Source organism: Bacillus sp. RC242 (assembly GCF_044908245.1).
Taxonomy (GTDB): domain Bacteria; phylum Bacillota; class Bacilli; order Bacillales; family Bacillaceae_G; genus Bacillus_A; species Bacillus_A mycoides.
The window spans coordinates 111,296-134,747 of record NZ_JBIYCZ010000013.1 but is presented as its reverse complement, the minus strand read 5'-3'; the positions used below and the strand labels follow the sequence as shown (position 1 = coordinate 134,747).

The window sequence follows — 23,452 nt, the reverse complement described above, 5'->3', positions numbered from 1 at the left end:
TGCCACCTTACGGTAACACCCCAAGTATGTTTTTGGTTGGTACTGGCAACGAACTATTGTTTTCTCACTTGCACCACCCTTTCGAAAAAGAGCAGTTCTTCCTTATAGAAGAAGCCACCACTCAGATGAATCTGGCGTGTGCTACAAGCCCCGACAAGTCGAGTACACATGGATGGTTGACACACCCACTAAGCTATGCGCGAAGCAACAGCCTTACGTTTTTGCACTTCTAATAGAATCGGCGTTTTCACTTTGAGATTTTCATCCAATTCTACAACTTTTGATTTTTGCAATGTATTCAATGCACCATTAATATCAGTATGGATACATGTTCCTGCTTTACTTTGGTACAGACCACGCGTGATTCGTTTGCCACTAAAGTGATAATGCATCCTATCATCCTTAGACCAAACTGGAACCCTATCTTTATCAAGAAAACTAGCTTTTGAAGTATAGCTTTCTTCTTGTTTCAAAAATCGGATGCCTTCTTTTACACATTTATTCTCAATTGCTGCAATCAGTTTATGAAATGGGATTTGAACAAATGTTTGATTATTCTTTTTTCCCATATCAGATTTTTGTTTCCAACCAGCGTTATACCCTACGACAACCGTATCTATGTTAAATGCTTTCACTTTTTTGAACAACAGGCCTACAGTTTGTGAAATGTAACCATTTATTTGTCGTTCTCGTTTATGCCAAAGTGCAGCCATTTGATTCGTTACAACTCGTTTTGAAAGTCCATTCCCCCTATTTTTCTGTTGCAGATTACGTATCATTTTGTTGAAGTATTGGTTAATGGATTTTAATTTTTTTCCATCAATTAAGAATGTATCACCTGCATTTGTTGCACACCTTAATAATCTGTCTACACCTAAATCGCAACTCAAAGCGTTACTAGTAGTCGTTGATTGTTTCTTCATTTGAGAAACGTGCATCTCATATGTATAATGCACCTCAAAGAACCGACCTTTTTGCTTCGGTACAATCTCAATGTAGGAGATTTTTTTATTTCTTACATTTTTAGGCATACGTATTTTAATGGAACCGAATTTTTTTCTGCATGCAACATTCATCGGAATCATCCAATACCCGTTATCATCAACTTTTGGAACTTGATAGATTTCAATGATTCGTTTGTCAGTTGAACCAGAATAATTCGGAAACTTAGGACGACCTGTGAATATTTCAGGGTTTTTCGTCCACTGTTCCAATGCTTTAAAAAAGCTCTTCACTTCTGTAAATAAGGCTCTACGAATCGCTTGAACAGAGTTTGATTGCATGCCCTAGTAGTTCATATCGGCTTGCATGGCAGTGTCCACTTCTTTTACAGTAGCCATTTTATTATGGTTCAAAAAACTTTGTTTTATGGTGTACAATCCAACATTTCGCAACGCTTTTGAACTATGCGACATGCGTTGAAGTAAACGAAATTCTTTTGCAGTAAGGCAAGCTCGTCCGATATTTTGTTTTTGAGTGAATCGTTGCAGGTTTTCTCTTTTCTTTTGTTTACGTAATACTTTCACTGCTTTCTTTTTAGCCATTGTTTTCACCACCTTTCTTAGAAGGTTCATTACTATTGACAAATCAATATTGGAACTGAACGGAACAAAATGTGAACATGGTCTTCATCGTGATTCCTTTTGATTCAAGTAACCGAATGATTATTATTATCCAATTTCGTTTTCTTACGATATATTCCCTCTTTATCTACGACAGATTATATCGTAAGATAAAAAGAAACAAATATTCGCCCTCAAAAAAATTGTTATGAACGAAAAAAAGTGTTTGGTCTACCTTCTGACGGCAATTCCTCTCCACCTTAATTGTTGGGTTTCACCCGTAACACAAATCAGATGGAATCTTCTTGCCTAAAGGAATAAAGTGAAACTTTCTTTTGCGATTTTTGCAAAAAATTAGCCCGTACCAATCGGGTTCCAACGGCTGGTTCGCCTTTCTTCTTTGCTTTACCTCCTACCAGGCGTTGGAACGGGAGAAAGTGAAACTTCTTTTGCACGCTTTTCGCAAAAGATTAGCCAAAACCAATCGGATTTTTTTAGCCTTCACTATTTTTACTAACAACTAGAAATTACTTATTATTATGTCTTACCGTTTAAGCGGAGCAATTCCAATCATTACATAACTAGGGGGATTTCTATATGAAAGCAAACTTGAAGATTCGAAATATCATTTTTATTTTAATCGGTTCCGCTATTTTTTCTTTCGGTATTGTGAATATCAATATTGAAAACCATCTTGCAGAGGGTGGATTTACCGGCATTACGCTATTATTATATTTTAAATTTTCACTTGATCCTTCCTATACAAACTTAATTTTAAACGTCCCTCTATTTTTCATTGGCTGGAAATTACTCGGCCGAACAACATTTTTATACACATTAATCGGTACATTTAGCGTCTCTTTATTCCTTTGGGTGTTTCAGCGCTACGAGGTTCTCAACTTACATTTAAACTTGCAAAATGATATGACACTGGCTGCTTTATTCGCTGGGGCATTTATCGGCATAGGACTTGGAATTATATTCAAATACGGCGGGACTACTGGCGGTGTTGATATTATCGCAAGGCTAGCTCACAAATATGTTGGCTGGAGTATGGGAAAAACGATGTTTATGTTTGATGCGGTCGTTATCATTATCTCTATTCTTACATATTTATCATATCGCGAGGGCATGTATACGTTAGTTGCTGTTTTTATCGGGGCTAAGGTTATTGATTTCATGCAAGAAGGTGCTTATGCAGCAAAAGGAGCAACTATTATTTCTGATAAAAACGATGAGATTGCTTCAAAAATTTTATCAGAAATGGAGCGCGGAGCAACCTTTTTAAAAGCAGTTGGATCCTATACAAAAATAGAACGTAATGTACTATATTGTGTTGTTGCTAAAAATGAAATTGTAAAATTAAAAAATATCATTATTTCAGTAGATCCACATGCCTTTGTCGCTGTAAGTGATGTACATGATGTAGTTGGTGAAGGTTTTACGTTAGATGAAAATAAAAATCCGTTACATAATTAAATTCAACTAGAAAAGCTCTGTAGCTTTTCTAGTTTTTTATTATAAATCTTTTAAGTTTCTCCAAATCCTCATAAATAAGCTCTAACAAACTCCGATTATAGAAAATAGAAGCTGGATGAAAGGTCGGAAAAATATGATATTCTTCTTCTGACCAAATAAATTCTGTACTGCTGCTATCTTTCAATCGCTGCACAGGTTGCTTTAACAATTCTCCATGAACATCCGTAATTTTATTATTTTTACCAACTAAACGCTGTAATGCAATATTACCAAGTGTGACAATAACCGGCTGCTGTATAAATTCCAGTTCATAATCTAGCAAAGGTGCATGGGCAAGTATCTCACCTTGATTCGGTGTTCTATTGTACTTCTTCTGTATTATTTCGCCATTTCGTTCCCTTTTCTCTCTCCATTTATAAGGTCTACTCCGGACCGCACTCGTAATATATACTTCTTCCCTTGTAACGTGAATAAGTTCTAAAAATTCCATTAAATGTTTTCCCGCTCTCCCACTAAATGGAATCCCATTATTAATTTCTGTTTCACCAGGTGCTTCTCCAACAAGCATTAATTTCGGGTTTTTAGGGCCCTGTCCACTTAAAAAACCTTCTAATTGGTATGTAGCACTACGCTCCTTCACTTGTTTAACTAAATAATATGGATATTCTATGTCCGTCACCTTCTTTCATCATTCCATACTTACCTTTATTTTAACTAGTTCTATACCCCATATTCTCTCTATTATTTCCATTTGTAACATATTATAAGATTCAATCCACAAAACAAAAAAAGACTATCAAAATTGATAGTCTTTAATCGTCGCTACGCTGCATACCAGTATAAATTAATACGAGACGTAATAATTCAAATACTGCTACAGCAGCTGCTGCTACATATGTTAATGCTGCCGCATTTAATACTTTACGAGCTTGACCGTACTCATCTGTTGATACGATACCAAGTGCTTCAATTTGTTGCATTGCGCGTTTTGATGCATCAAACTCAACTGGTAATGTAACAAGTTGGAAAATAACACCTGCTGCCATTAAAATAATTCCTAGTAACAACAAACCAGACATTTGCGCAAATACACCAATTAGGACAAAAACCCATGACATGTTTGAACCAAAATTAGCAACTGGCACTAACGAATGGCGTACACGCATAAAGTTATAATCTTTCGCATCTTGAATTGCGTGTCCTACTTCATGTGCTGCTACAGCTGTACCAGCAACTGAATGACCATAATAGTTATCTGTCGATAATCTAACCGTCTTTACACGCGGGTCATAATGATCTGACAAATGACCTGGCGTTTCTTCTACGGCTACATTGTACAATCCATTTTCATCTAAAATTTTTCGAGCCACTTCCGCTCCTGTCATACCTGATGTTGAATAAACTTGTGAATACTTGCTATAGGCACTACGTACTTTTGACTGTGCATACAACGGTATGATCAAAATGATCGCGAAGTAAATTAAATAAAACATCATAAACCTCCATTGAAGTTTTAATTATAGTACTTCTCATTCTATTTTTTTCTTCCACCGTTGTCAATAAATAAACCTTACAATCCGTATCTTTATTTATGCGTATTACCTATCTTTAGAATGCAAGTTGCTTCTCCGCTTCTCTCTCTCCCCTTTATACTTTCTCCATCCAACATACGTTAAAGTGAACAAAATAAGTCCTCCAGTAATTGTCATAAACCAAATGAGAGAGGGAGCAATCTCATCTTTTTTTACTGTATGAAATATTTTTTGCAAATCACCTTTAATAATCCCTAGTTGCATTTGTCCACCTTTCGTTTTTAACATAACGTTACGAAATTCATCCAAATAAGATAAATGTGCATTTACACGCTGCGCTTCGTTTTCTGGCAGAGCAATCATTAAACTAGGATAAATAATATTAAATTCATTTAAAAATGTATTTAGCGTCTGTTGGAACTGTCCATCATCTTCTTTTTCCATCGCCTTTTCTACTTGAGAAAAAGCATTCATTATCTTTCTTTCTCTTTCCATCCAAAGTGGCTGATATTTAGATACTTGTGCATCAACAGCAAGTTGTAACGCTAACATATTATCCACTTTAACTTGCCTATCTGAATCTTCCGCGAGAGATTGTTTCGCCTTATCGTATGCTAAAGAAACGACTCTAATTTGTCCCGGAGTTACTTTTGAATTATTTTCATTCTCCTTTGATAGAAATTGCTCTGAGAAATGGTACAGTACTTGTATTGCCTTTTCATCTTCTTTTTTCTTCACTAACTGCAAAGAGTCATCTAGCAATCCAGTTAGTTCGCTCCACTCTTCAGCATATATACGTACTGGAAACATTATAATTAGAAATGCTATCAGTCCAATTAATGTTCTCTTCATCCCGGTCCCCCCTATAACTACTAGTACAAAATATGTGGAATTGGACAAGAATAGAACAGAACAAAACCAAAAAATATATTATCTCTATGAAAACAAAAAAATTCTCTTTAAACAGAGAATTTTTTCTTTGAAACCCTTTTCTTTTTCACTAAATATTTATACACACCGTAACAAAGCATGCTACCACCTAAAATCAATAATAAAATAATACATGCAGCATGCATAAAGAATTCTTCCGGTAACATTAAAATAACCGGATCTGTTTCAATATCAAACATCCAATAATCATTGCTAAATAAAAGCTTATGAAATAATACGAAACTCTTTTCAAAATTAATAGCAATTGGTAACGTAAGAGCTATTGGAAAAATAATTGTAAGAATCGCTCCGTGAAGTAAAAACTTTTCTTTTTTCTTTTTTAATAAATACGCTCCTCCTAATACAGCAATTACAATCGTTCCATACATTATATATTGAATCTTTACTAAAATATTTTTAACATCTACAAAATGAATGCGTCCATTTGTGGACATATCTAATGTCGGCAATTGTAATGCACCTTCATAAAACGGCGATAAATATGTAATAAGCACATCATAGTTTCTCTTAATTTCATCTTTCGTCATATCCGCTAAATCTGGAATATTTAAAAAATCAATTTCAAAATAATACAACCATTTTCCATATACAACTACCGTTGTCGCGAGAGCGAAAACAGAAAATGCTATGCTATAGGAAACTACTAAAGTGATTAATCGATCCAATATGTTTATACCGCTCTTATTTTTCTTCATTTTCTCCCCCTAAATGTCCTCACCATCATAAAGAAAACTGTTTTCGGTTCTCACGTAAGCAATAATAATATGTAATACACAGTACAGCAATACTTAACCAAAACGTAAAATAACCAATTTTCTCTACAAACAAATGCATAATCCCATATCTCGGCATTTGCCAAAATAAATAATCAATTGCATCATTATGTAATGTCCATATGCCAGCTACAGTGAAGTGCCATTTTTTTATCCGATAAAACGGAGCATATAACATTCCCTGCACTGCCATCGCAAAATGAGATAACATTAACATATATCCCATAAGGCCAATAGGGCCTTTTACATAAATCATAATTGCATTTACAACAACAGCCCAAACACCATATTTTATTAAAGTAACTATCGCTAGCGCTTCTATTAACCCCCAGTTCTTCTTCATCAAAAAAGCAATTAAAACAAAGACAAAAAAGAGAGTCGCCATAGGGCTATCTGGTACAAACGGCCAAAATATAGGTGAGGTTTCTTTTAATTGATTTCCATACCATATGAATCCGTAAATTGTACCTAATACGTTAACAACCAATAAAAATAATAGTACCGAACGTTGCCTTAACATTGCATACAAGTAAGCCAAGCTGTATGTCCAACACCTTTCAAACAAAGTAATTCTTTCATCGAACTCTACTCTATTATATAGCAAACTTTCCGTCATCGTAGAGTAGAAAACTGAAACAGATTAAATTTTCTTTAGGGATGGCTTTGCTATCCCTTTTCTGTTTCAGCTTCCCCTCATCAAACCGTACGTGAGGTTTTCCCTCATACAGCTTTCCGATGCTCTTCCTTCTTTAGCTTTCAGTTTGTTCTAGCTTCCTACTTTCACGAGTGTGTATGTTATTTTCTACATCAAGTCCTTGATACGACCATGTTTCTTTTCTTATTCCAGAAAAGGTTAAGCCGTTCTAAGACGTACCAATTTATTTTACCGAGCCACTTCTGTCCAATTGAAGATAGACTATAATAATTTTTGAATCCTTGTAGAATTCTATTTAAACCTTTCACCATCAAACAGTGCCCAGCTTAGCTGGGCACGCAAAATAAAAAGCTGACCACAGATTTTGTAGTCAGCTTTTCTATTATTTTTTATTATACTTTGCAACGAATTCCGAAAGCTTTTTCAGTTCCTCATCTGTACCTTTAAATACACCTTTAGGCATTGAACCTTTTCCATCTTTCGCAATTTTAGCGATTTCTTCTGGTTTTAAAGTTAAGTTTTGCAAAGCCGGTGCTGCCGCTCCGCCCTGTAAATTGTCACCATGACATGTTAAACAAGTATTTTTTTGCATCAACTTGTAGCCGTCATCATTTTTATCAACTGGTGCTGTTTTTACAATTGCTCCTTGTTTTTTTGCAGCTTCCCAATCGTGGTGTGCTACAGATTCCCAAGTTAAAAAAATAATCGATGCAATTGCTAAAAGCATAAACCCCGTTGCTACAGGACGCTTCAATGGCGCTCTTTCTGGGCCTCGATCTAGAAACGGAGCTAATAGTAACGCTCCAAACGCAATCCCCGGCATAATAAACGCACCAATTACAGTAAATGAGCCTGAAGCATACGAATACTTTAATAACTGATACAAGAATAAGAAATACCAATCTGGAAGTGGTATATATCCTGCATCTGTAGGATCCGCCATTCTCTCAAGCGGTGACGGATGCGCCACTGTTAAACATAAATAACCGACTAAAAAAACTGCACCAACCATCCATTCTTTTAACAAGAAATTCGGCCAAAACGCTTCTGTTTTCCCTGGATATTCAGAATAATCTTTTGGAATATTTGGTTTCCGGGCTACTGGTACCCGAGAATCTCCTACAAACTTCATCCCTTTGCCGCGATGCATAATCTCCCTCCTTTTGTTCTTTCCCCTTTAATTTAGCAATCTCTTATAGCGGACCGGAAATACCTTGTTTGCGAATCATGATGAAGTGGAAGGCCATTAAACCTAGAAGTGCTGCTGGTAAGAAGAAGACGTGAATAGCAAAGAAGCGGGTTAATGTTTGAGCGCCAACGATTTCGGAATGACCAGCGAGTAATGTTTTAATATAAGGACCAATGAGCGGCGTTTGCTCTGCAATTTGAATCCCTACTTTCGTAGCAAATAACGCTTTCATATCCCACGGTAATAAATATCCGGTAAAACCAAGACCTAACATAACAAAGAAAATAAGAACACCAACAATCCAGTTTAACTCACGAGGCTTTTTATACGCACCTTGGAAGAAAACTCTGAGTGTATGTAAAAACATCATTACAATTACGAGACTAGCGCCCCAGTGATGCATACCACGAACAATTTGCCCGTAAGCTACTTCATTTTGTAAATAATAAACCGACTCCCAAGCATTTTTAATATCCGGCACATAATACATCGTCAAAAACATTCCGGACAAAATTTGAATTACTGTAACGAAAAAGGTAAGTCCTCCAAAGCAATAGACGAATGCAGAAAAGTGATGTGCCGGGTTAACATGCTCAGGTACTTCATGATCAGCGATATCACGCCATATCGGTGTAATATCTAAACGTTCGTCTACCCAATCATAAATTTTATTTAGCATCTACTTTGCACCCCCTCTTGGCTTCGCTTTTCCTAAATACAGCGTTCCATCTTTCACTTTAGACTCGTACACATCAAGCGGAGCAAGAGGCGGTGTGCCTTTAATGTTCATCCCATCTTTTGTGTAACGTCCCCCGTGACACGGGCAAAAGAATTGATTAGGATGTGCTTTGTCCGAATTCCAGTTCACTGTGCAACCTAAATGTTTACATACTGGAGAAAACGCAACAATTTCTCCACTTTCATCTTTATGCACCCAAGCAGATTTTGGCTCTTCAGACTTGTACCATCCGTCAACCTGCTTCACCTTAAAATCGAAGCGCTTCGGCTCTGTTGTAATATCCTTTACTTGCCCAACAGCAACCATATCTGTTCCCGCTTCTTTTCTTAACACCGGATCAAGCGCAAACCTCGTCATCGGCAGTAAAATACCCGCCGCCATAAAGCCTCCTACCCCTGTAAGTGTGTAATTTAAAAACTGTCTTCTTGACACACGATGTTCTTTCTCGCTCACGAAAATTTCCCCCCTCTATCAGAAATTGTCCCCTCGTGAAAAAATTATATAAAAAATAAAAACTAGGACACTATCATGATATAATACCCTCTTGTATAGGTCAATATCATACTACTCATAATAATAAGAACTTTCTGTTTATTATTATTTTATCCATCTTTCTTCCAACATTTCCATAATATTTTTTATGTGTGCACGAATAACTTCCCTTTTCGCTTGGTCACTAAATTGCTCTAATGATAACGATGGAAACCAAAATAAATCACCCTGCACATCTCTCATATCTTCTTTCCATGAAAAGTCACTTGTCACATAGGCAATATGCTTAAAACCTTGCCTTTGCAAATGATCTGTCCATTCTTGCAAACGGTCTTTTTCATTCTTTTGGCTCTCTACCAAATACGTAAATGCGGGCAGTAAAAGCACTCTTCCTTTATACTCCCTTTCCAACTCCATACTCAAAGCCTCAATAAATTCGCCTTGCTCTACAACCATTTTCATCCCTTTTGCTGCCGAAATAGACAAAAGGGGTATAATCCCTGTATCTACATACTCCCTCGCTTGCTCAAACTGTTCTACATCTTTTACAATCCATTTCACCTTTTCTCCCCTCCTCCATTCTAAATAACAGAACTTTCACTTTATATATATTAAACCATACTAAAAGAGGTAAAAAAAGAAAAACTACCTATTATTAAGTAGTTTTTCTTAAAAAGTCTGAATTTCGTAAAGATTACATAATCAAAATGAATTCTATAAAATTTTCAACTCTGCTGTTAACCTATGAAATGCTTCCTTATCTTGCTTATCCAAAGCTTCATCAATTTGTTTCAAAAGACGTTCTCTTCTAAATGAGAATACACTTTCTTCTAAAAATCGTTCTGCAAGCAATCGATCTTTTTCATTCACTTCAATATGCTTTGGCAAATATGGGTTTTCTTCTAATACAGCTACATAGTTTGCATTTTGGAACGATGATTTAAAATTAAGCTGAATATAAATATCCTCATCTCGATTCAAACGAATATCATGAAACGATTTTTCTGCATCTGTTGTCATTACATTTTGTTTGAAAAAGTGAAACGGTGTGTCTTTCACACAATTTGCTGACATTACTAAGCCACGCGGACAATATTTTGCATGTTCTACGAAGTGGACTTTATGCATTAATTGATCGTGACTCATTAAATAATTCAAAATCCATACACATTCACGCTGTTTCAGTTGGTAATTATTCAAAAACCATTTTACAAAATCCTTCTTCTCGTTTACAGAAACAGGGGTATTCATAGCGATTAAGTCCCTCCTCTGTCTTTCTCTTTTCTTTTTAGATTCAAGAAGCGGCATTCAGTTTCCTTCCAACTTATGAAAAATCCTCTAAATTATATAACAATTCTTCAATATGAATTTGTGTCGGGTCTAGTTGTATTAACTGCGTAAATACTTCTTTCGCCTCTTTTCGCATTCCTTCTTCTAATAAGAAATAACCGTACTCTTCCAAGAAATCTGGATGATTCTTAAAAGAAGTATATGCACTTTCATAGTGTTTTAATGCATCCGAATACATTTCTAATTGTTTTTTTGCAAATGCAAGATCCCAAAGTAGTTGTGTATCTGGTTCTCCACTGTCAATTGCACGCTCTACAACTGCAATTAGCTCTTCGTATTTCTCTTGTTCTTTTAAAATATACGCATATTTTAATATCGCACCTAAATGTCCCGGATCTAGCTCCAGCGCTTTTTGAAGCACTTCTTCAGCCTCCGCTATTTTACCTAATTTCGCCGCAATATTCGCTAATTCTACATAGAAAGGAACAGACAGCTCATCTACTTTAATTCCTTCTTGAAGTGTTTCATAGCTTTCTTGAAGCATGCCTTCTTTTTCATAGCTTTTCGCTAAATACATGTATAACGATGCGTATTCAGGATCTAATTCTTTTAATTCTTGCCAAGCACCAATTGCTCTTTGATATTCTTCTCCTTGGTATAATGTGAAGGCATATCCAAATAATGAGTGAATATCTTTTTGCTCTTCTAACCCCGCTTCATAGTAAGAGATTGCCTCTTCCCAGTTTCCAATAGCACTTAAAGTTTCTGCTAGACGAAGCGCAATGACAACACCACCCATAACTTTATGTTCTGCTAGTAACGATTCATAATAAGTGATCGCCTTTTGCTCTTCACCTTTACTACTATATAATTCTGCTAACCCAAACGTAATAACAGGTTCGTCTGGCATCATTTCTTTCGCCTTTAATAGTTTTTGTTCTGCTACATCATCAAAACCTTGCATTTGGAATAAATCCGCTACAAGTAATAACGATTGAACATATAAATCATCGTTTTCTGGAATATCATGAAGCACTTCAATCGCTTCATCTTCTTTATCTAAATCAATATATAATTCTGCTAAAAATACCGTAAATTCACTTTCTTCCGGATATAGCAAGCGTAAGTCTTCAGTAATTGCTAACGCCTCATCCATAAACCCAAGTGTATGATAGTAACGAGCGATATCATACTTCTCTTCATCATTAGCAACTCGTAGTTGTTCTTTTAATAATTGTAATCCTTTTTCTGCTTCACCGTTTTCAATATAAGAAACAGCCTGTTCAAACTTTTGCATAAACGTCTCCTTTAATTCAAAAAATATTCTCTTCTGTTCATTTATCATAAGCAACTAGGTGTAAGAACGCAACCTTTTGAGTGAGCTACCTCTTCCTATACTTTCTCTCATAGCGCAGCTAATTGTTCGAAAAATTCCGGATACGATACAGCGATCGCATCACTATTCTCTATTTTCACTTCTCCATCTATAATACACGATGCGATTGCAAGCATCATCCCAATACGATGATCGCCGTGACTATTAACAGTATTTCCTTTTAAACTTTGTTTACCATATATAATCATACCATCTGGTGTAGCTTCAATCTTCGCACCTAATTTGCCTAATTCATCTACAACCGTATCGATACGATTTGTTTCTTTTACTTTTAACTCCTCAGCGTTTTTAATAACAGTAATTCCTTCTGCCTGCGTTGCCAATAAAGCAATTACAGGAATTTCATCAATTAATCTTGGAATAAGAGTTCCACCAATTTCTATTCCTTTTAGTTTAGATGTTTCAATCGTAATATCCCCGCACGGTTCAAACTCTTTATTTCTAATATGATCGATAGAAATAAGTGCACCCATCTTTGTTAATACATCTAAAATCCCTGTTCTCGTCGGATTTAAACCAACGTTTTCCAATACAAGCTTACTATTTTGGACAATTGCACCAGCTACTAAGAAAAATGCCGCCGAAGAAATATCTCCTGGAACTTCTATGTCTGCACCTTTAAGTTGTTGTCCACCTTGTAATGAAACGGTCCGTCCATTAACATCTACGGTACAACCGAATGCACGCAACATTCTTTCCGTATGATCACGAGATTGCATAGGCTCTGTTACCGTAGTAATCCCTTCTCCTTGCAAACCCGCAAGTAAAACTGCTGACTTCACTTGTGCGCTTGCTACTGGTGAATGGTAATGCATACCTTTTACTTTACCACCGCGAATAGATAAAGGTGTATATTGTCCGTTTTCTCTACCATCAATTTGAGCATTCATCTTACTAAGCGGGTCTGTAACACGTTTCATAGGACGTTTTCCAATTGATGCATCACCAATTATCGTACTATGGAACGGTGTATTTGCTAAAATCCCAAGCATAAGACGAATAGTCGTCCCTGAATTCCCCACATCTAATACTTCTTTCGGTTCTTGTAAATTATGTAATCCTTTACCGTAAATCGTGACATCGTTACCAAACTGTTCAATCTGGACACCTAGTTTTTGAAAACATGCAATTGTACTTAAACAATCTTCTCCTAATAAAAAATTTGATACTTTCGTCGTCCCTTCCGCTATCGCTCCAAACATAACAGAGCGATGCGAAATAGATTTATCTCCTGGAACAACAATTTTCCCATTCAAACTATTTTTTCGTCCTACTAGTTTCAAACTGTATCCTCCTCACATTTTAAATAAGTTATATGTACAATAGTTCTTCTTATACGTCTACTTCTATTGTAACGTTTTCTTTCTTGAACGTGCAAACAACTCCCCTTATTGCAAGTTCAAATGAAAAAGGCTCCTGTAACAGGAGCCTCCACCATTTCTTAAGAATACGTTTCTTCTTTCTTCACTTGTTCTTTTACAAGTTCCGTAAGTAATTCAATAATCTCATCATTTTCTTCTTTTAATCCAACAGTAATACGAATACCATCATGCATACCAAATGCTGCACCAGAACGAACGATATATCCTTTTTTCATTAATCGTTCGAAAGCTTCATTACCAGGTATACCAAGTTTCAAGAAAATGAAATTCGCTTGAGATGGATAGTAGAATACGTTATATTCCTTACAAAATCCATAATATTGATTTAATCCTCCGGCATTTTTCTTCACACACTCTTGTAAAAACTGTTGATCCTCTATTGCCGCTAATGCTACCGCTTGGGCGATAGTCGATGTGTTAAATGGTAGTCTTGCTACCTCTAGCTGCCCAATAAGCTTTGCATCACCAATCGCATATCCAATACGAAAAGCAGCTAATCCATATGCTTTTGAGAATGTGCGTAGCACCATAAGATTTTCGTACTTTTCAAGAAGAGGTAATGTTTGCGGATAATCTTCTGCCCCAGCATATTCATAATATGCTTCGTCCACAATAACGAGCGCTGACTTTGGAACTGATTCTAAAAATGAAAGTAATTTTTGTTTTTCTACATATGTACCTGTCGGATTATTCGGATTACAAATCCATACAATCTTCGTTTTCTCATCTACTTGTTGTAACATTGCATCTAAATCGTGAATGCCATCTTTAAGTGGTACTTCACGAACTTCTGCTCCTTCAATAACAGCATGGTGATGGTATTGCGAGAACGTAGGGTTCGCCATTACAACATTTGTTCCATTACGTAGCAAAGCACGACTAATCATTTGAATGACTTCATCTAGCCCACTACCAAATAAAAGTTGTTCCGCTTTTACACCTAAATGCTCTGCTACTTTCTCACGAAGCTCAAAAGCCGCCCCGTCCGGATAGAGTGCATATTGATTAGCTAACGAAGTTAATGCTTCTGTCACACGCGCAGAGCAGCCAAATGGGTTTTCATTCGACGCTAACTTCACAATTTTTGACAATCCATATTCTCTTTTTACTTCTTCAATATTTTTCCCAGGTACATATGCTCTCAAAGTTAACAATTGCTCTTTTACTCTCACTTTTCTTCCCCCAGTCATTGATATGATTTATAATGTCTTACTGTCACCTTTAATCATAACCGTCACCATTACGAGAATACCTTTAAATATGCATTTCATACCTGTTCTACGACTTTTTTACACCATATCCTTTTGAAATGCTTCTAACGCAATATGAACAGTCTCATCTGAAATAGATACGACATTCACTCCCCCATATTCCTGCATAAGCACCATATGAATTGTTCCAGCATTTGCTTTTTTATCTTGTTTCATCAACTGAACGAGACGTTCTACATTCAAGTCACTTGGCATTTTTGGATAACCGTATTTCAAGAACCACTGCTTCATTTCTTCATAAGAAAGATCAACTTTGTACACTTGCTCACTTAAAAACATAGCAAATAGCATGCCAACCGCTACTCCATCACCGTGAGTAATATTCCCATATCCTAACTCTTTTTCAAGAGCATGTCCTAACGTATGCCCAAAATTCAAATGGGCACGTACACCTTTTTCTGTTTCGTCTTGCGACACAATATTCGCTTTCACAGGAATCGCCTTCGTTAATATATGAATTAACTTTTCATCACGAAGATCCGTTAACGTTTGCACTTCTTCTTTTAACCAATGATATAGCTCTACATCACCAATAAGAGCATGCTTTATCACTTCTGCATAACCTGATCGCCACTCTTTTTCAGGAAGTGAATGTAAAAATGGCGTATGATATACAACAGCTTCTGGCTGATGAAATGCTCCAATCATATTTTTTCCTAGTGGATGGTTAATTGCTACTTTCCCGCCTACTGCGCTATCGTGAGCTAATAAAGTCGTTGGAACTTGGACAAAGCGAATACCACGCATAAACGACGCAGCAACAAATCCAGCCAAATCTCCAATCATTCCGCCTCCAAGTGCGATGATTAAAGAATTTCTATCTAATTTATTTTCAAGAGCCGAAGTGTGAGCCTCATAGAAATTTTCAAAAGACTTCTCTTTTTCGCCACTCGGTACAACAAACGAAAATACTTTTTGCTCTACTTGCAATGCATCAACAACTGTCTGTAAATGCAGTGATGCAACAGCTTCATCAGAAATGATCATTATGTTCGATACTGCAGGATTCATTTTTTGAATAAGCGTTGTTAAGTGTGACAACGCCTCCCTTCCAACATGTACATCATATTCTTTTGATTTCGTTTGAATATGTATGTTCTCCATTAAAATCCCCTCGCATATTCATTATGTTTCTCAATATTTTCACGTATAAGATCGATACGATCTAATCCAAATTGTTCAATTAAAGCTGTTGCGAGCTCCCAAGCCACAACAGCTTCAGCCACAACGCTAGCTGCTGGCACTGCACAACTATCTGAACGTTCAATACTCGCTGTAAAAGGTTCTTTCGTATCAATATCAACACTTTGAAGCGGTTTATATAATGTCGGTATCGGTTTCATAACACCGCGCACAACAACCGGCATACCAGTTGTCATGCCACCTTCTAATCCACCTGCATTGTTCGTTTTTCTTCTGTACCCTTGCACTTCATCCCAAAGGATTTCATCATGCACTTCACTTCCAGGTCTATGTGCTGCTTCAAAACCAATTCCAATTTCAACACCTTTAAAAGCGTTAATACTCATAATTGCCGCTGCTAATTTTGCATCTAATTTTCTATCATAATGTACATAGCTACCTACCCCAATTGGCATTCCTTCTACAACTACTTCAACAATACCACCGATAGAATCACCATTTGCCTTCGCATCATCAATTGCTTGCATCATCTTTTTACCGGCCTCTTCATCTAAACAACGTACAGGAGATGCTTCTGTAGTACTTTGTAATTCCACAATAGAGTTATATTTAATATTTGCTGCCTGTACACCACCAATCTCGATAACATGTCCCGCTACTTGTATACCTAATTCCGCCAATATTTTTTTTGCAACTGCACCAGCTGCAACACGAACTGTCGTTTCACGTGCTGAAGAACGCTCTAATACATTCCTCATATCTCTATGACCATATTTAATCGCACCATTTAAATCAGCGTGTCCAGGTCTAGGTTTCGTAACTTGTCTTTTCATTTCTTTCTCTTCCTGCTCAGTTAACTGCTCTGCACCCATAACCTTTGTCCAATGTGTAAAATCACGATTTTCAACAACAAGTGCAATCGGGGACCCCATCGTCTTCCCATGCCTAACACCACTTACAATTTGCACTTGGTCTTTCTCAATTTGCATGCGTCTACCGCGTCCATATCCTTTTTGTCTTCTAGCTAATTCTTCATTTATATCATTCGCTACTAAAGATAACCCTGCCGGAACACCTTCTAAAATTGTCGTAAGTTGCGGACCGTGGGATTCACCAGCTGTAATATATCGCATACGTTATTCCTCTTTTCGCATATGTATTTATCCCGCTACATAAAGCAGCTATATTATCTTCCATCACTCTTTAAAATACAAAGAAATTATATAGTAAATCGAATGTTTGCTTTCCCTACTTGTAATTGCTCGATTATTTTCATAATAGTAGACCTTTTACTTTACATACCAATATATCATAACAGTCCTAACTTCGTAACTGATCGAAATAAAAAAAGTGCAAGAAGAATACCCCTATTCTTCTCGCACTTTTTACTATTATCACAGTTATTAAAGCGTTTACAAATTATTTCAAAATAATTAGTAAATCCATTGATTCATTAATTTTGAGTAGTCTACTAATTCTTCTTCCTTAAAGAAAATAGCAATCTCGCGTTCTGCACTTTCTAAAGAATCCGAACCGTGGATAATGTTTTTCGCAACAGTTACACCGAAATCTCCACGAATTGTTCCAGGAGCAGCTTCATGTGGTCGTGTTTTACCCATCATATTGCGTGCTGTATCTACTACACCTTCACCTTGCCATACCATTGCGAATACAGGACCAGATGTAATAAAGTCTACTAATTCACCAAAGAAAGGTCTTTCTTTATGCTCACCGTAGTGTTGTTCAGCAATTTCCGGAGTAACTTGCATTAATTTTGCACCAACTAATTGAAAGCCCTTTTTCTCAAAACGAGCTACAATTTCCCCAATGAAGGCACGTTGTACACCGTCTGGTTTTACCATTAGAAATGTTTTTTCCATAAAAAATCTCTCCACTTCTGAATTATGTATGTAATTGTATATCCCCACACACATATTAACACCCTTATCACAATTGCGCAATAGTTTTGAAATAGAGAGATTATTTTATTTTTTAGACAAAACACTAAAATTTTCGTTTTCCAATATACTTTGCGACATTTTGCAACGCATACTTCGCCTGTCCACGAGGGAGTGGTTTTATTATTTCTAATGCTTTATGTAAATAACGTTCACTAAATGAAAATGCTTTATCAATAGCTTCGCTCGCTTTAATATCATCAATAATTTCTTTCATTTCACTTGCTGTTGTATTTTCATGTACAGATGTAATTTTTTGACGAAGAACTGGATCTTCCATGGCATACAAAACAGGTAATGTAATGTTACCTTGTAATAAATCACCACCAGCAGGCTTTCCAAGCTTCTCTTCTGTCGATACGAAATCTAAAATATCATCAATAATTTGATAAGACATACCAACAAAATATCCGTACCAAAATAGACGATTTACAGTATCACGATTAGCACCAGCAGCAATCGCTCCCAACTGACAACTTGCGGCGATTAACAATGCTGTTTTTCGTTTTATCCTTCTTAAATACGTTCTTAAATTTTGATCATAGTTATACTTATCTTTAATTTGTTCGATTTCACCTTTACAAACTTCTAAAATTGTATGAGACAACGCTTGATGTGCATCTGGAATTTCTATATTTGTTATACATTCAAGAGACTTCGCAAACAAGTAGTCTCCTGTATACATTGCAATACGATCTCCCCATTTCGCATTCACTGTTGCGCTACCGCGTCGTAAAAACGCAGCATCAATGACATCATCGTGAACAAGCGAAGCCATATGAATTAGTTCTAATGCAACCGCAACATGCTTAATTGCATCTAACTTATAATCCCCAAATTTCCCTGCAAGCAAAACAAAAACAGGGCGAATCCGCTTCCCACCTGCTTCAATAAGCTGTAATGCCGCTTCTTCTACTAACGGCTGCTCAGAAGCAACTGTCTTCTTCAATTCTTTTTCTATAACATTAATATCCGATCGTAAAAAAGAGTACATAAGTTGTAACTTCATATTGTTCACCTTAACCTAAAACGTCTTTTTTCTATTTTCTATTTTGATTCTGGTTTAATACCTAAATGCATAGCTGCTACACCAAAAGTAAATGGTTTCACTTGCACATTCTTAAGCCCAGCTTCTTCAAACATACGTGCTAACTCTTTCATCCCTGGGAATGTACTAGCAGATTCCTGAAGCCATGAATATTCTTTATAACTTTTCGCAAACATCTTTCCAAATAACGGCATGATATATTTAAAGTATAAGACATACCCTTGACGAAAACCTATCATCGTTGGTTGGGATGTTTCCAGGCAAATTACTTTTCCACCAGGCTTTACTACACGCGTCATTTCTTTTAATACTTGCATGTAATCCGGAACGTTACGTAACCCAAAACCAATCGTTACATAATCAAACGTATTATCTTCATAAGGAAGTTCCATTGCATTTCCATGCATAAGTTCTACTTGCTTTAATTCTAAAGCTTCTACCTTTTGTTTACCGACAGCTAGCATATTTTCGCTAAAGTCTAAACCGTAAACCTTCCCATCTTCACCTACAGCTCCCGCTAGTGCAATTGTCCAATCTGCCGTCCCGCAGCATACATCAAGTGCCTTACTCCCGGGTTTCACATCCATAATTCGCATCGTTTCTTTGCGCCATGCCTTATGCCTTTGAAAACTAATTACAGAATTCATCACATCGTATTTATCAGAAATTTTCTCAAATACGTCATGTACTCTTTCTTCTTTTGATTGTTGCATGCTCGTACCTTCTTCCAATGTAAAGTTGCTTATTTCCTTGATTTATCTCTTAACATAGAAATTATCTCATTAACTTCTGTATGATTCTCTAAAAAATTTTCTTCCTGCTTTCTCATTTCCATAAGCCATTCATTAATTACTGTTTCCAGATTTTTATCATCATCCAATGAGATTTTTTGGACTGCTTGAAAAACAGGTGAATTTTGTTTATCAGCATACAATTGACACTCTTTTTGAAGACGATTTTTTCCTAACACATAAGTTATATATGGTTTCCAATTAGATAACTGAAAATGATCACATGTTTTTTGCAAAAGCGCAGATTCAATTATTACTACACTTTCCATTATGTCTTGAATCGCCACATGTGCTTTTTGATATAGCATAATTTTATGTTCATTAATCTCCTTAATTCCTTCAGCAAGTGCACGAATTAAGATAATATCACAATTCATTGACAATAAGTAATAGTATAGACCACTATAATAATCCCCTGCAAGAACTGTCAATTGACGACGCTTATGGAATCCACTCGTCTCTTCGTTTGCTTTATTTGATACTTTTTCATGTGTATCAAGAGCAATTTGTACAAGCATAATCGTTACGACATAATGATCAATTTGTTCTTTATGTATATTTGCACTTTTTAATGCACCGTATAACAGCGCTATTTTTTCTTCATCAATAAATGGTTCTTCAATATAGTTTATAAAATAAGGATGGCGTAATTTCTCCATCAATTTCTCTTTAATACCCGCATACCCTCCGTAGATGTCACACACAAAAAATCACCCTTGTTTTCTAATTCATAAAATTTATTATAACACATACATTCTATTTTCTATAATCAAAACTTGGCTACTTCTGCCAAACTGCCACCGAATAAAGCCTCAACTTTTATTCATACAAGTTATCTTCGTCTCTAACAACTACAAACATTCATTTACACAAAAGGCAGAAGTAATTTTCAACCTTTATATTCTTGCTCTTTAACATTAAAACTATATCATTTTTTTGTATATAAAAAAAAGAAAAGCAGTTTCCCGCTCTTCTTTAATTCGTCTTAATAAACGATAAAATTTCACTACGTGCTGCTGCATCATTTTCTAACACGCCGCGCACCGCAGTCGTTACTGTTTTCGCACCAGGCTTTTTCACACCACGCATCGTCATACACATATGCTCTGCTTCTACTATTACCATTACACCATGCGGCTCTAGTACTTCCATAATAGAGTTAGCTACTGTTGATGTAATTCGTTCCTGTAGTTGTGGACGACGCGCAATCGTGTCTACAGTACGAGCTAATTTACTTAGTCCTGTTACTTTTCCACCTTGCGGAATATATGCAACGTGAGCAACTCCATAAAACGGAACAAGATGATGCTCACACATCGAATAGAATGGTATATCTTTTACTAGCACAAGCTCTTCGTGGTCTTCTCCGAATACTTTGTGTAAATGCTCTTTCGGATCCTCATGCATTCCTGAGAATACTTCTGCGTACATTTTCGCAACACGTTTCGGTGTATCAAGTACTCCCTCGCGATTTGGGTCATCTCCGATTGCCTCTAAAATAAGACGTACTGCATGTTCAATTTGTTCTAAATTAACTTTTGCCATCCGCTAGCCCTCCCGAAAAACCTAAAAGTGATACGAACACATTCTAGCATATTTATGTTTTTAAAAGCAAAAAGAAGAGTTTCCAAAAAGGAAACTCTTCTTCCCTGTTAATATGTAAGGATTATTTAACCGCATCTTTTAACGCTTTACCAGGTTTGAATGCAGGTACTTTACTTGCAGCGATTTCAATCTCCTCACCTGTTTGTGGGTTACGACCTTTACGAGCCGCACGCTCACGAACTTCGAAGTTACCGAATCCGATTAGTTGTACTTTATCACCTTGTTTTAAAGCTTCTAAGATAGAATCAAAAACAGCGTCCACTGCTTTTGTTGCGTCCTTTTTAGAAAGGGAACTTGCTTCTGCAACAGCATTGATTAAATCTGTCTTGTTCATGCCATTCACCTCCTCCCAAAGATAAGACTGTATAATGATCATAAAATGAGTCTTACTTTCATTTGTAGGCAATTTTTACAAATTCTATACTACAAAGATGTAGATAAATCATTATCAACGCCTATATTATACGATTCTCCTTTATAATTCAATATTTTTAAGGAAATTGTTACTCTAAAAATGTGAAATTCTGATGAAACTTGACAATTTACAACAAAATATTAGATAATGACTGTTTATTTTTCTATTACGTACTCAAAAAGAAAAAAATCCCTCTGCAATTAGAGGGATTTTTTTCTTATAATATAATCGCAATTAATCCGCCAGATCCTTCATTAATAATTCTTTCTAGCGTTTCTTTTAATTTATAACGAGCGTTTTCTGGCATTAGAGATAACTTCGCTTGAATTCCTTCTCTAACAATAGAGCTAAGAGAGCGCCCAAATATATCAGAATTCCAAATTGATAGCGGGTCATCTTCAAAATCTTGCATCAAGTAACGAACTAGTTCTTCACTTTGTTTTTCAGTACCGATAATTGGTTCAAATGTTGATTCTACATCCACTTTAATCATATGAATAGACGGCGCAACCGCTTTTAATTTAACACCGAACCTTGAGCCGTGACGAATAATTTCCGGTTCATCTAAGCTCATATCAGCTAATGCAGGCGCTGCTACTCCATATCCGGTTTGTTTTACCATCCGCAGGGCATCCGCCACTTGGTCATACTCTGTTTTCGCATGAGATAAATCGAGCATAAGCTTTAATAAATGATCTTTCCCTCGAATCTCTACTCCTACTACTTCTTTTAAAATTTGATCATACAATTCATCTGGCGCATATAAATCAATCTCTGCCACACCTTGCCCCATATCGATGCCAGCTAGACTCGCTCGATCAATAAATTCATATTGACTAAACTGCCAAACGACACGGTCCACATCACGAAGACGTTTTATATCCTTTACAGTCTCTTGAACCGCTTCCTGATAACTTTGGCGTAACCAATGCCCTTCATTTAGTACCATTACCCAGCTCGGAAGGTTTACATTCACTTCTAAAACCGGGAACTCGAATAATGCTTCTCGCAGTACGTTATACACATCTGTTTCTCTTAAACTCTCTACACTCATGGCTATTACTGGGATATCATATTCTTCTGATAAACTTTGACGTAACTGCTCCGTATCTGGATGATATGGCTGTACAGTATTGATAATCATAATGAAAGGCTTTCCTACTTCTTTTAACTCATTTACAACGCGTTCTTCTGCCTCTATATAATCTCTTCTTGGAATTTCACCAATTGTTCCATCTGTTGTAATAACGACACCAATTGTTGAATGCTCTTGAATTACTTTACGTGTTCCGATTTCTGCAGCTTCATGGAATGGAATAGGCTCTTCATACCAAGGAGTATTAATCATGCGCGGACCATTCTCATCTTCATAGCCTTTTGCTCCTGGAACCGTATATCCAACACAATCTACTAATCGAATATTCACTTCAAGACCTTCATCTACTTCGATAGAAACCGCTTGGTTTGGAACAAACTTCGGTTCCGTCGTCATTATTGTACGACCAGCAGCACTTTGAGGCAGTTCATCCTGCGCTCTTTGACGGTCTGACTCATTTTCAATATTGGGAATAACAACAAGTTCCATAAATTTTTTAATAAATGTTGATTTCCCTGTTCGAACAGCTCCTACAACTCCAAAATAAATATCACCGCCTGTGCGTTCCGCAATATCTTTAAAAATATCTACCTTTTCCAAGTGATTCCCTCCCTCAATATTTTTGGGAATAATTCCACATTTATAGTCAACTAATACCTTCTCTAATGTTGCCTATAATATCTGA

Annotated in this window: 23 protein-coding genes and 1 pseudogene; 1 reads left to right on the top strand and 23 read right to left on the bottom strand. The window is 36.4% G+C overall.

The genetic code is table 11. The features are described from left to right. Window positions 1-188: 188 nt before the first annotated feature. Window positions 189-1,544, bottom strand: a pseudogene (locus ABH957_RS22100) (RNA-guided endonuclease TnpB family protein). Between the two features lie 615 nt (window positions 1,545-2,159). Here ABH957_RS22100 and ABH957_RS22095 point away from each other — a divergent pair. Further along, window positions 2,160-3,041, top strand: coding sequence for a YitT family protein (locus ABH957_RS22095; protein ID WP_404447424.1), 882 nt, complete (start codon window positions 2,160-2,162; stop codon window positions 3,039-3,041). Window positions 3,042-3,069: 28 nt separating this feature from the next. Here ABH957_RS22095 and ABH957_RS22090 read toward each other — a convergent pair whose 3' ends face one another. The 22 genes from ABH957_RS22090 to spoIVA form a co-directional block, all read right to left on the bottom strand. Beyond that, a complete protein-coding gene (locus ABH957_RS22090; protein WP_404447426.1) occupies window positions 3,070-3,720 on the bottom strand; it encodes a uracil-DNA glycosylase in 651 nt (216 codons plus the stop codon). Between the two features lie 133 nt (window positions 3,721-3,853). Continuing rightward, a complete protein-coding gene (locus ABH957_RS22085) occupies window positions 3,854-4,534 on the bottom strand; it encodes a zinc metallopeptidase (protein ID WP_002086606.1) in 681 nt (226 codons plus the stop codon). Between the two features lie 105 nt (window positions 4,535-4,639). Beyond that, window positions 4,640-5,425, bottom strand: a complete 786-nt coding sequence (gene ypjB / locus ABH957_RS22080) for a sporulation protein YpjB (RefSeq protein WP_002141040.1) — start codon at window positions 5,423-5,425, stop codon at window positions 4,640-4,642. Window positions 5,426-5,532: 107 nt separating this feature from the next. Further along, window positions 5,533-6,219, bottom strand: a complete 687-nt coding sequence (gene lit / locus ABH957_RS22075) for a lipoprotein intramolecular transacylase Lit (protein ID WP_002064533.1) — start codon at window positions 6,217-6,219, stop codon at window positions 5,533-5,535. A gap of 25 nt (window positions 6,220-6,244) precedes the next feature. Then, a complete protein-coding gene (lhaT, locus tag ABH957_RS22070) occupies window positions 6,245-6,835 on the bottom strand; it encodes a lipoprotein heptaprenylglyceryl N-acetyltransferase LhaT (protein WP_404512214.1) in 591 nt (196 codons plus the stop codon). A gap of 499 nt (window positions 6,836-7,334) precedes the next feature. Further along, window positions 7,335-8,102, bottom strand: a complete 768-nt coding sequence (gene qcrC / locus ABH957_RS22065; protein ID WP_002011836.1) for a menaquinol-cytochrome c reductase cytochrome b/c subunit — start codon at window positions 8,100-8,102, stop codon at window positions 7,335-7,337. A 43-nt stretch (window positions 8,103-8,145) separates the two neighbouring features. Beyond that, a complete protein-coding gene (gene qcrB, locus ABH957_RS22060; RefSeq protein WP_000932700.1) occupies window positions 8,146-8,820 on the bottom strand; it encodes a menaquinol-cytochrome c reductase cytochrome b subunit in 675 nt (224 codons plus the stop codon). Continuing rightward, a complete protein-coding gene (gene qcrA / locus ABH957_RS22055; RefSeq protein WP_002135282.1) occupies window positions 8,821-9,333 on the bottom strand; it encodes a menaquinol-cytochrome c reductase iron-sulfur subunit in 513 nt (170 codons plus the stop codon). Window positions 9,334-9,477: 144 nt separating this feature from the next. Further along, window positions 9,478-9,933, bottom strand: a complete 456-nt coding sequence (locus ABH957_RS22050) for a YpiF family protein (RefSeq protein WP_002064531.1) — start codon at window positions 9,931-9,933, stop codon at window positions 9,478-9,480. 153 nt (window positions 9,934-10,086) lie between these two features. Then, window positions 10,087-10,623, bottom strand: a complete 537-nt coding sequence (locus ABH957_RS22045) for a ReoY family proteolytic degradation factor (RefSeq protein WP_002086615.1) — start codon at window positions 10,621-10,623, stop codon at window positions 10,087-10,089. Between the two features lie 73 nt (window positions 10,624-10,696). After that, complete coding sequence (locus ABH957_RS22040) at window positions 10,697-11,959, bottom strand: tetratricopeptide repeat protein (RefSeq protein ID WP_002086616.1); 1,263 nt, start codon at window positions 11,957-11,959, stop codon at window positions 10,697-10,699. 107 nt (window positions 11,960-12,066) lie between these two features. Next, window positions 12,067-13,341: a 3-phosphoshikimate 1-carboxyvinyltransferase gene (gene aroA, locus ABH957_RS22035; protein ID WP_404447436.1), complete on the bottom strand. Its 1,275-nt coding sequence runs from the start codon at window positions 13,339-13,341 to the stop codon at window positions 12,067-12,069. A 158-nt stretch (window positions 13,342-13,499) separates the two neighbouring features. Next, window positions 13,500-14,612: a histidinol-phosphate transaminase gene (hisC, locus tag ABH957_RS22030; RefSeq protein ID WP_404512212.1), complete on the bottom strand. Its 1,113-nt coding sequence runs from the start codon at window positions 14,610-14,612 to the stop codon at window positions 13,500-13,502. A 117-nt stretch (window positions 14,613-14,729) separates the two neighbouring features. Then, a complete protein-coding gene (gene aroB / locus ABH957_RS22025) occupies window positions 14,730-15,815 on the bottom strand; it encodes a 3-dehydroquinate synthase (RefSeq protein ID WP_002011826.1) in 1,086 nt (361 codons plus the stop codon). After that, window positions 15,815-16,987: a chorismate synthase gene (gene aroC, locus ABH957_RS22020; RefSeq protein WP_404512210.1), complete on the bottom strand. Its 1,173-nt coding sequence runs from the start codon at window positions 16,985-16,987 to the stop codon at window positions 15,815-15,817. The genes aroB and aroC overlap by 1 nt, the downstream gene beginning before the upstream one ends. Before the next feature lie 300 nt (window positions 16,988-17,287). Then, the gene (gene ndk, locus ABH957_RS22015) at window positions 17,288-17,734 is read right to left on the bottom strand and encodes a nucleoside-diphosphate kinase (protein WP_000415879.1); all 447 of its coding nucleotides are present in this window, start codon (window positions 17,732-17,734) and stop codon (window positions 17,288-17,290) included. A gap of 124 nt (window positions 17,735-17,858) precedes the next feature. Then, window positions 17,859-18,821 (bottom strand): heptaprenyl diphosphate synthase component II, encoded by a 963-nt coding sequence (hepT, locus tag ABH957_RS22010; RefSeq protein WP_002011823.1) that lies wholly within the window; start codon window positions 18,819-18,821, stop codon window positions 17,859-17,861. Between the two features lie 38 nt (window positions 18,822-18,859). After that, window positions 18,860-19,573 (bottom strand): 2-heptaprenyl-1,4-naphthoquinone methyltransferase, encoded by a 714-nt coding sequence (gene menG, locus ABH957_RS22005; protein WP_002086620.1) that lies wholly within the window; start codon window positions 19,571-19,573, stop codon window positions 18,860-18,862. 29 nt (window positions 19,574-19,602) lie between these two features. Beyond that, window positions 19,603-20,355: a heptaprenyl diphosphate synthase component 1 gene (locus tag ABH957_RS22000; protein WP_215587527.1), complete on the bottom strand. Its 753-nt coding sequence runs from the start codon at window positions 20,353-20,355 to the stop codon at window positions 19,603-19,605. Between the two features lie 271 nt (window positions 20,356-20,626). Continuing rightward, window positions 20,627-21,196 carry a GTP cyclohydrolase I FolE gene (gene folE / locus ABH957_RS21995; protein ID WP_113937052.1) on the bottom strand — a complete coding sequence of 190 codons (570 nt, stop codon included), beginning with the start codon at window positions 21,194-21,196 and terminating at the stop codon, window positions 20,627-20,629. A 121-nt stretch (window positions 21,197-21,317) separates the two neighbouring features. Continuing rightward, window positions 21,318-21,590 carry an HU family DNA-binding protein gene (locus ABH957_RS21990; RefSeq protein ID WP_001043860.1) on the bottom strand — a complete coding sequence of 91 codons (273 nt, stop codon included), beginning with the start codon at window positions 21,588-21,590 and terminating at the stop codon, window positions 21,318-21,320. A gap of 298 nt (window positions 21,591-21,888) precedes the next feature. Continuing rightward, on the bottom strand, window positions 21,889-23,367 hold the full coding sequence (gene spoIVA, locus ABH957_RS21985) for a stage IV sporulation protein A (protein WP_000416521.1): 1,479 nt from the start codon (window positions 23,365-23,367) through the stop codon (window positions 21,889-21,891). Window positions 23,368-23,452 lie beyond the last annotated feature (85 nt).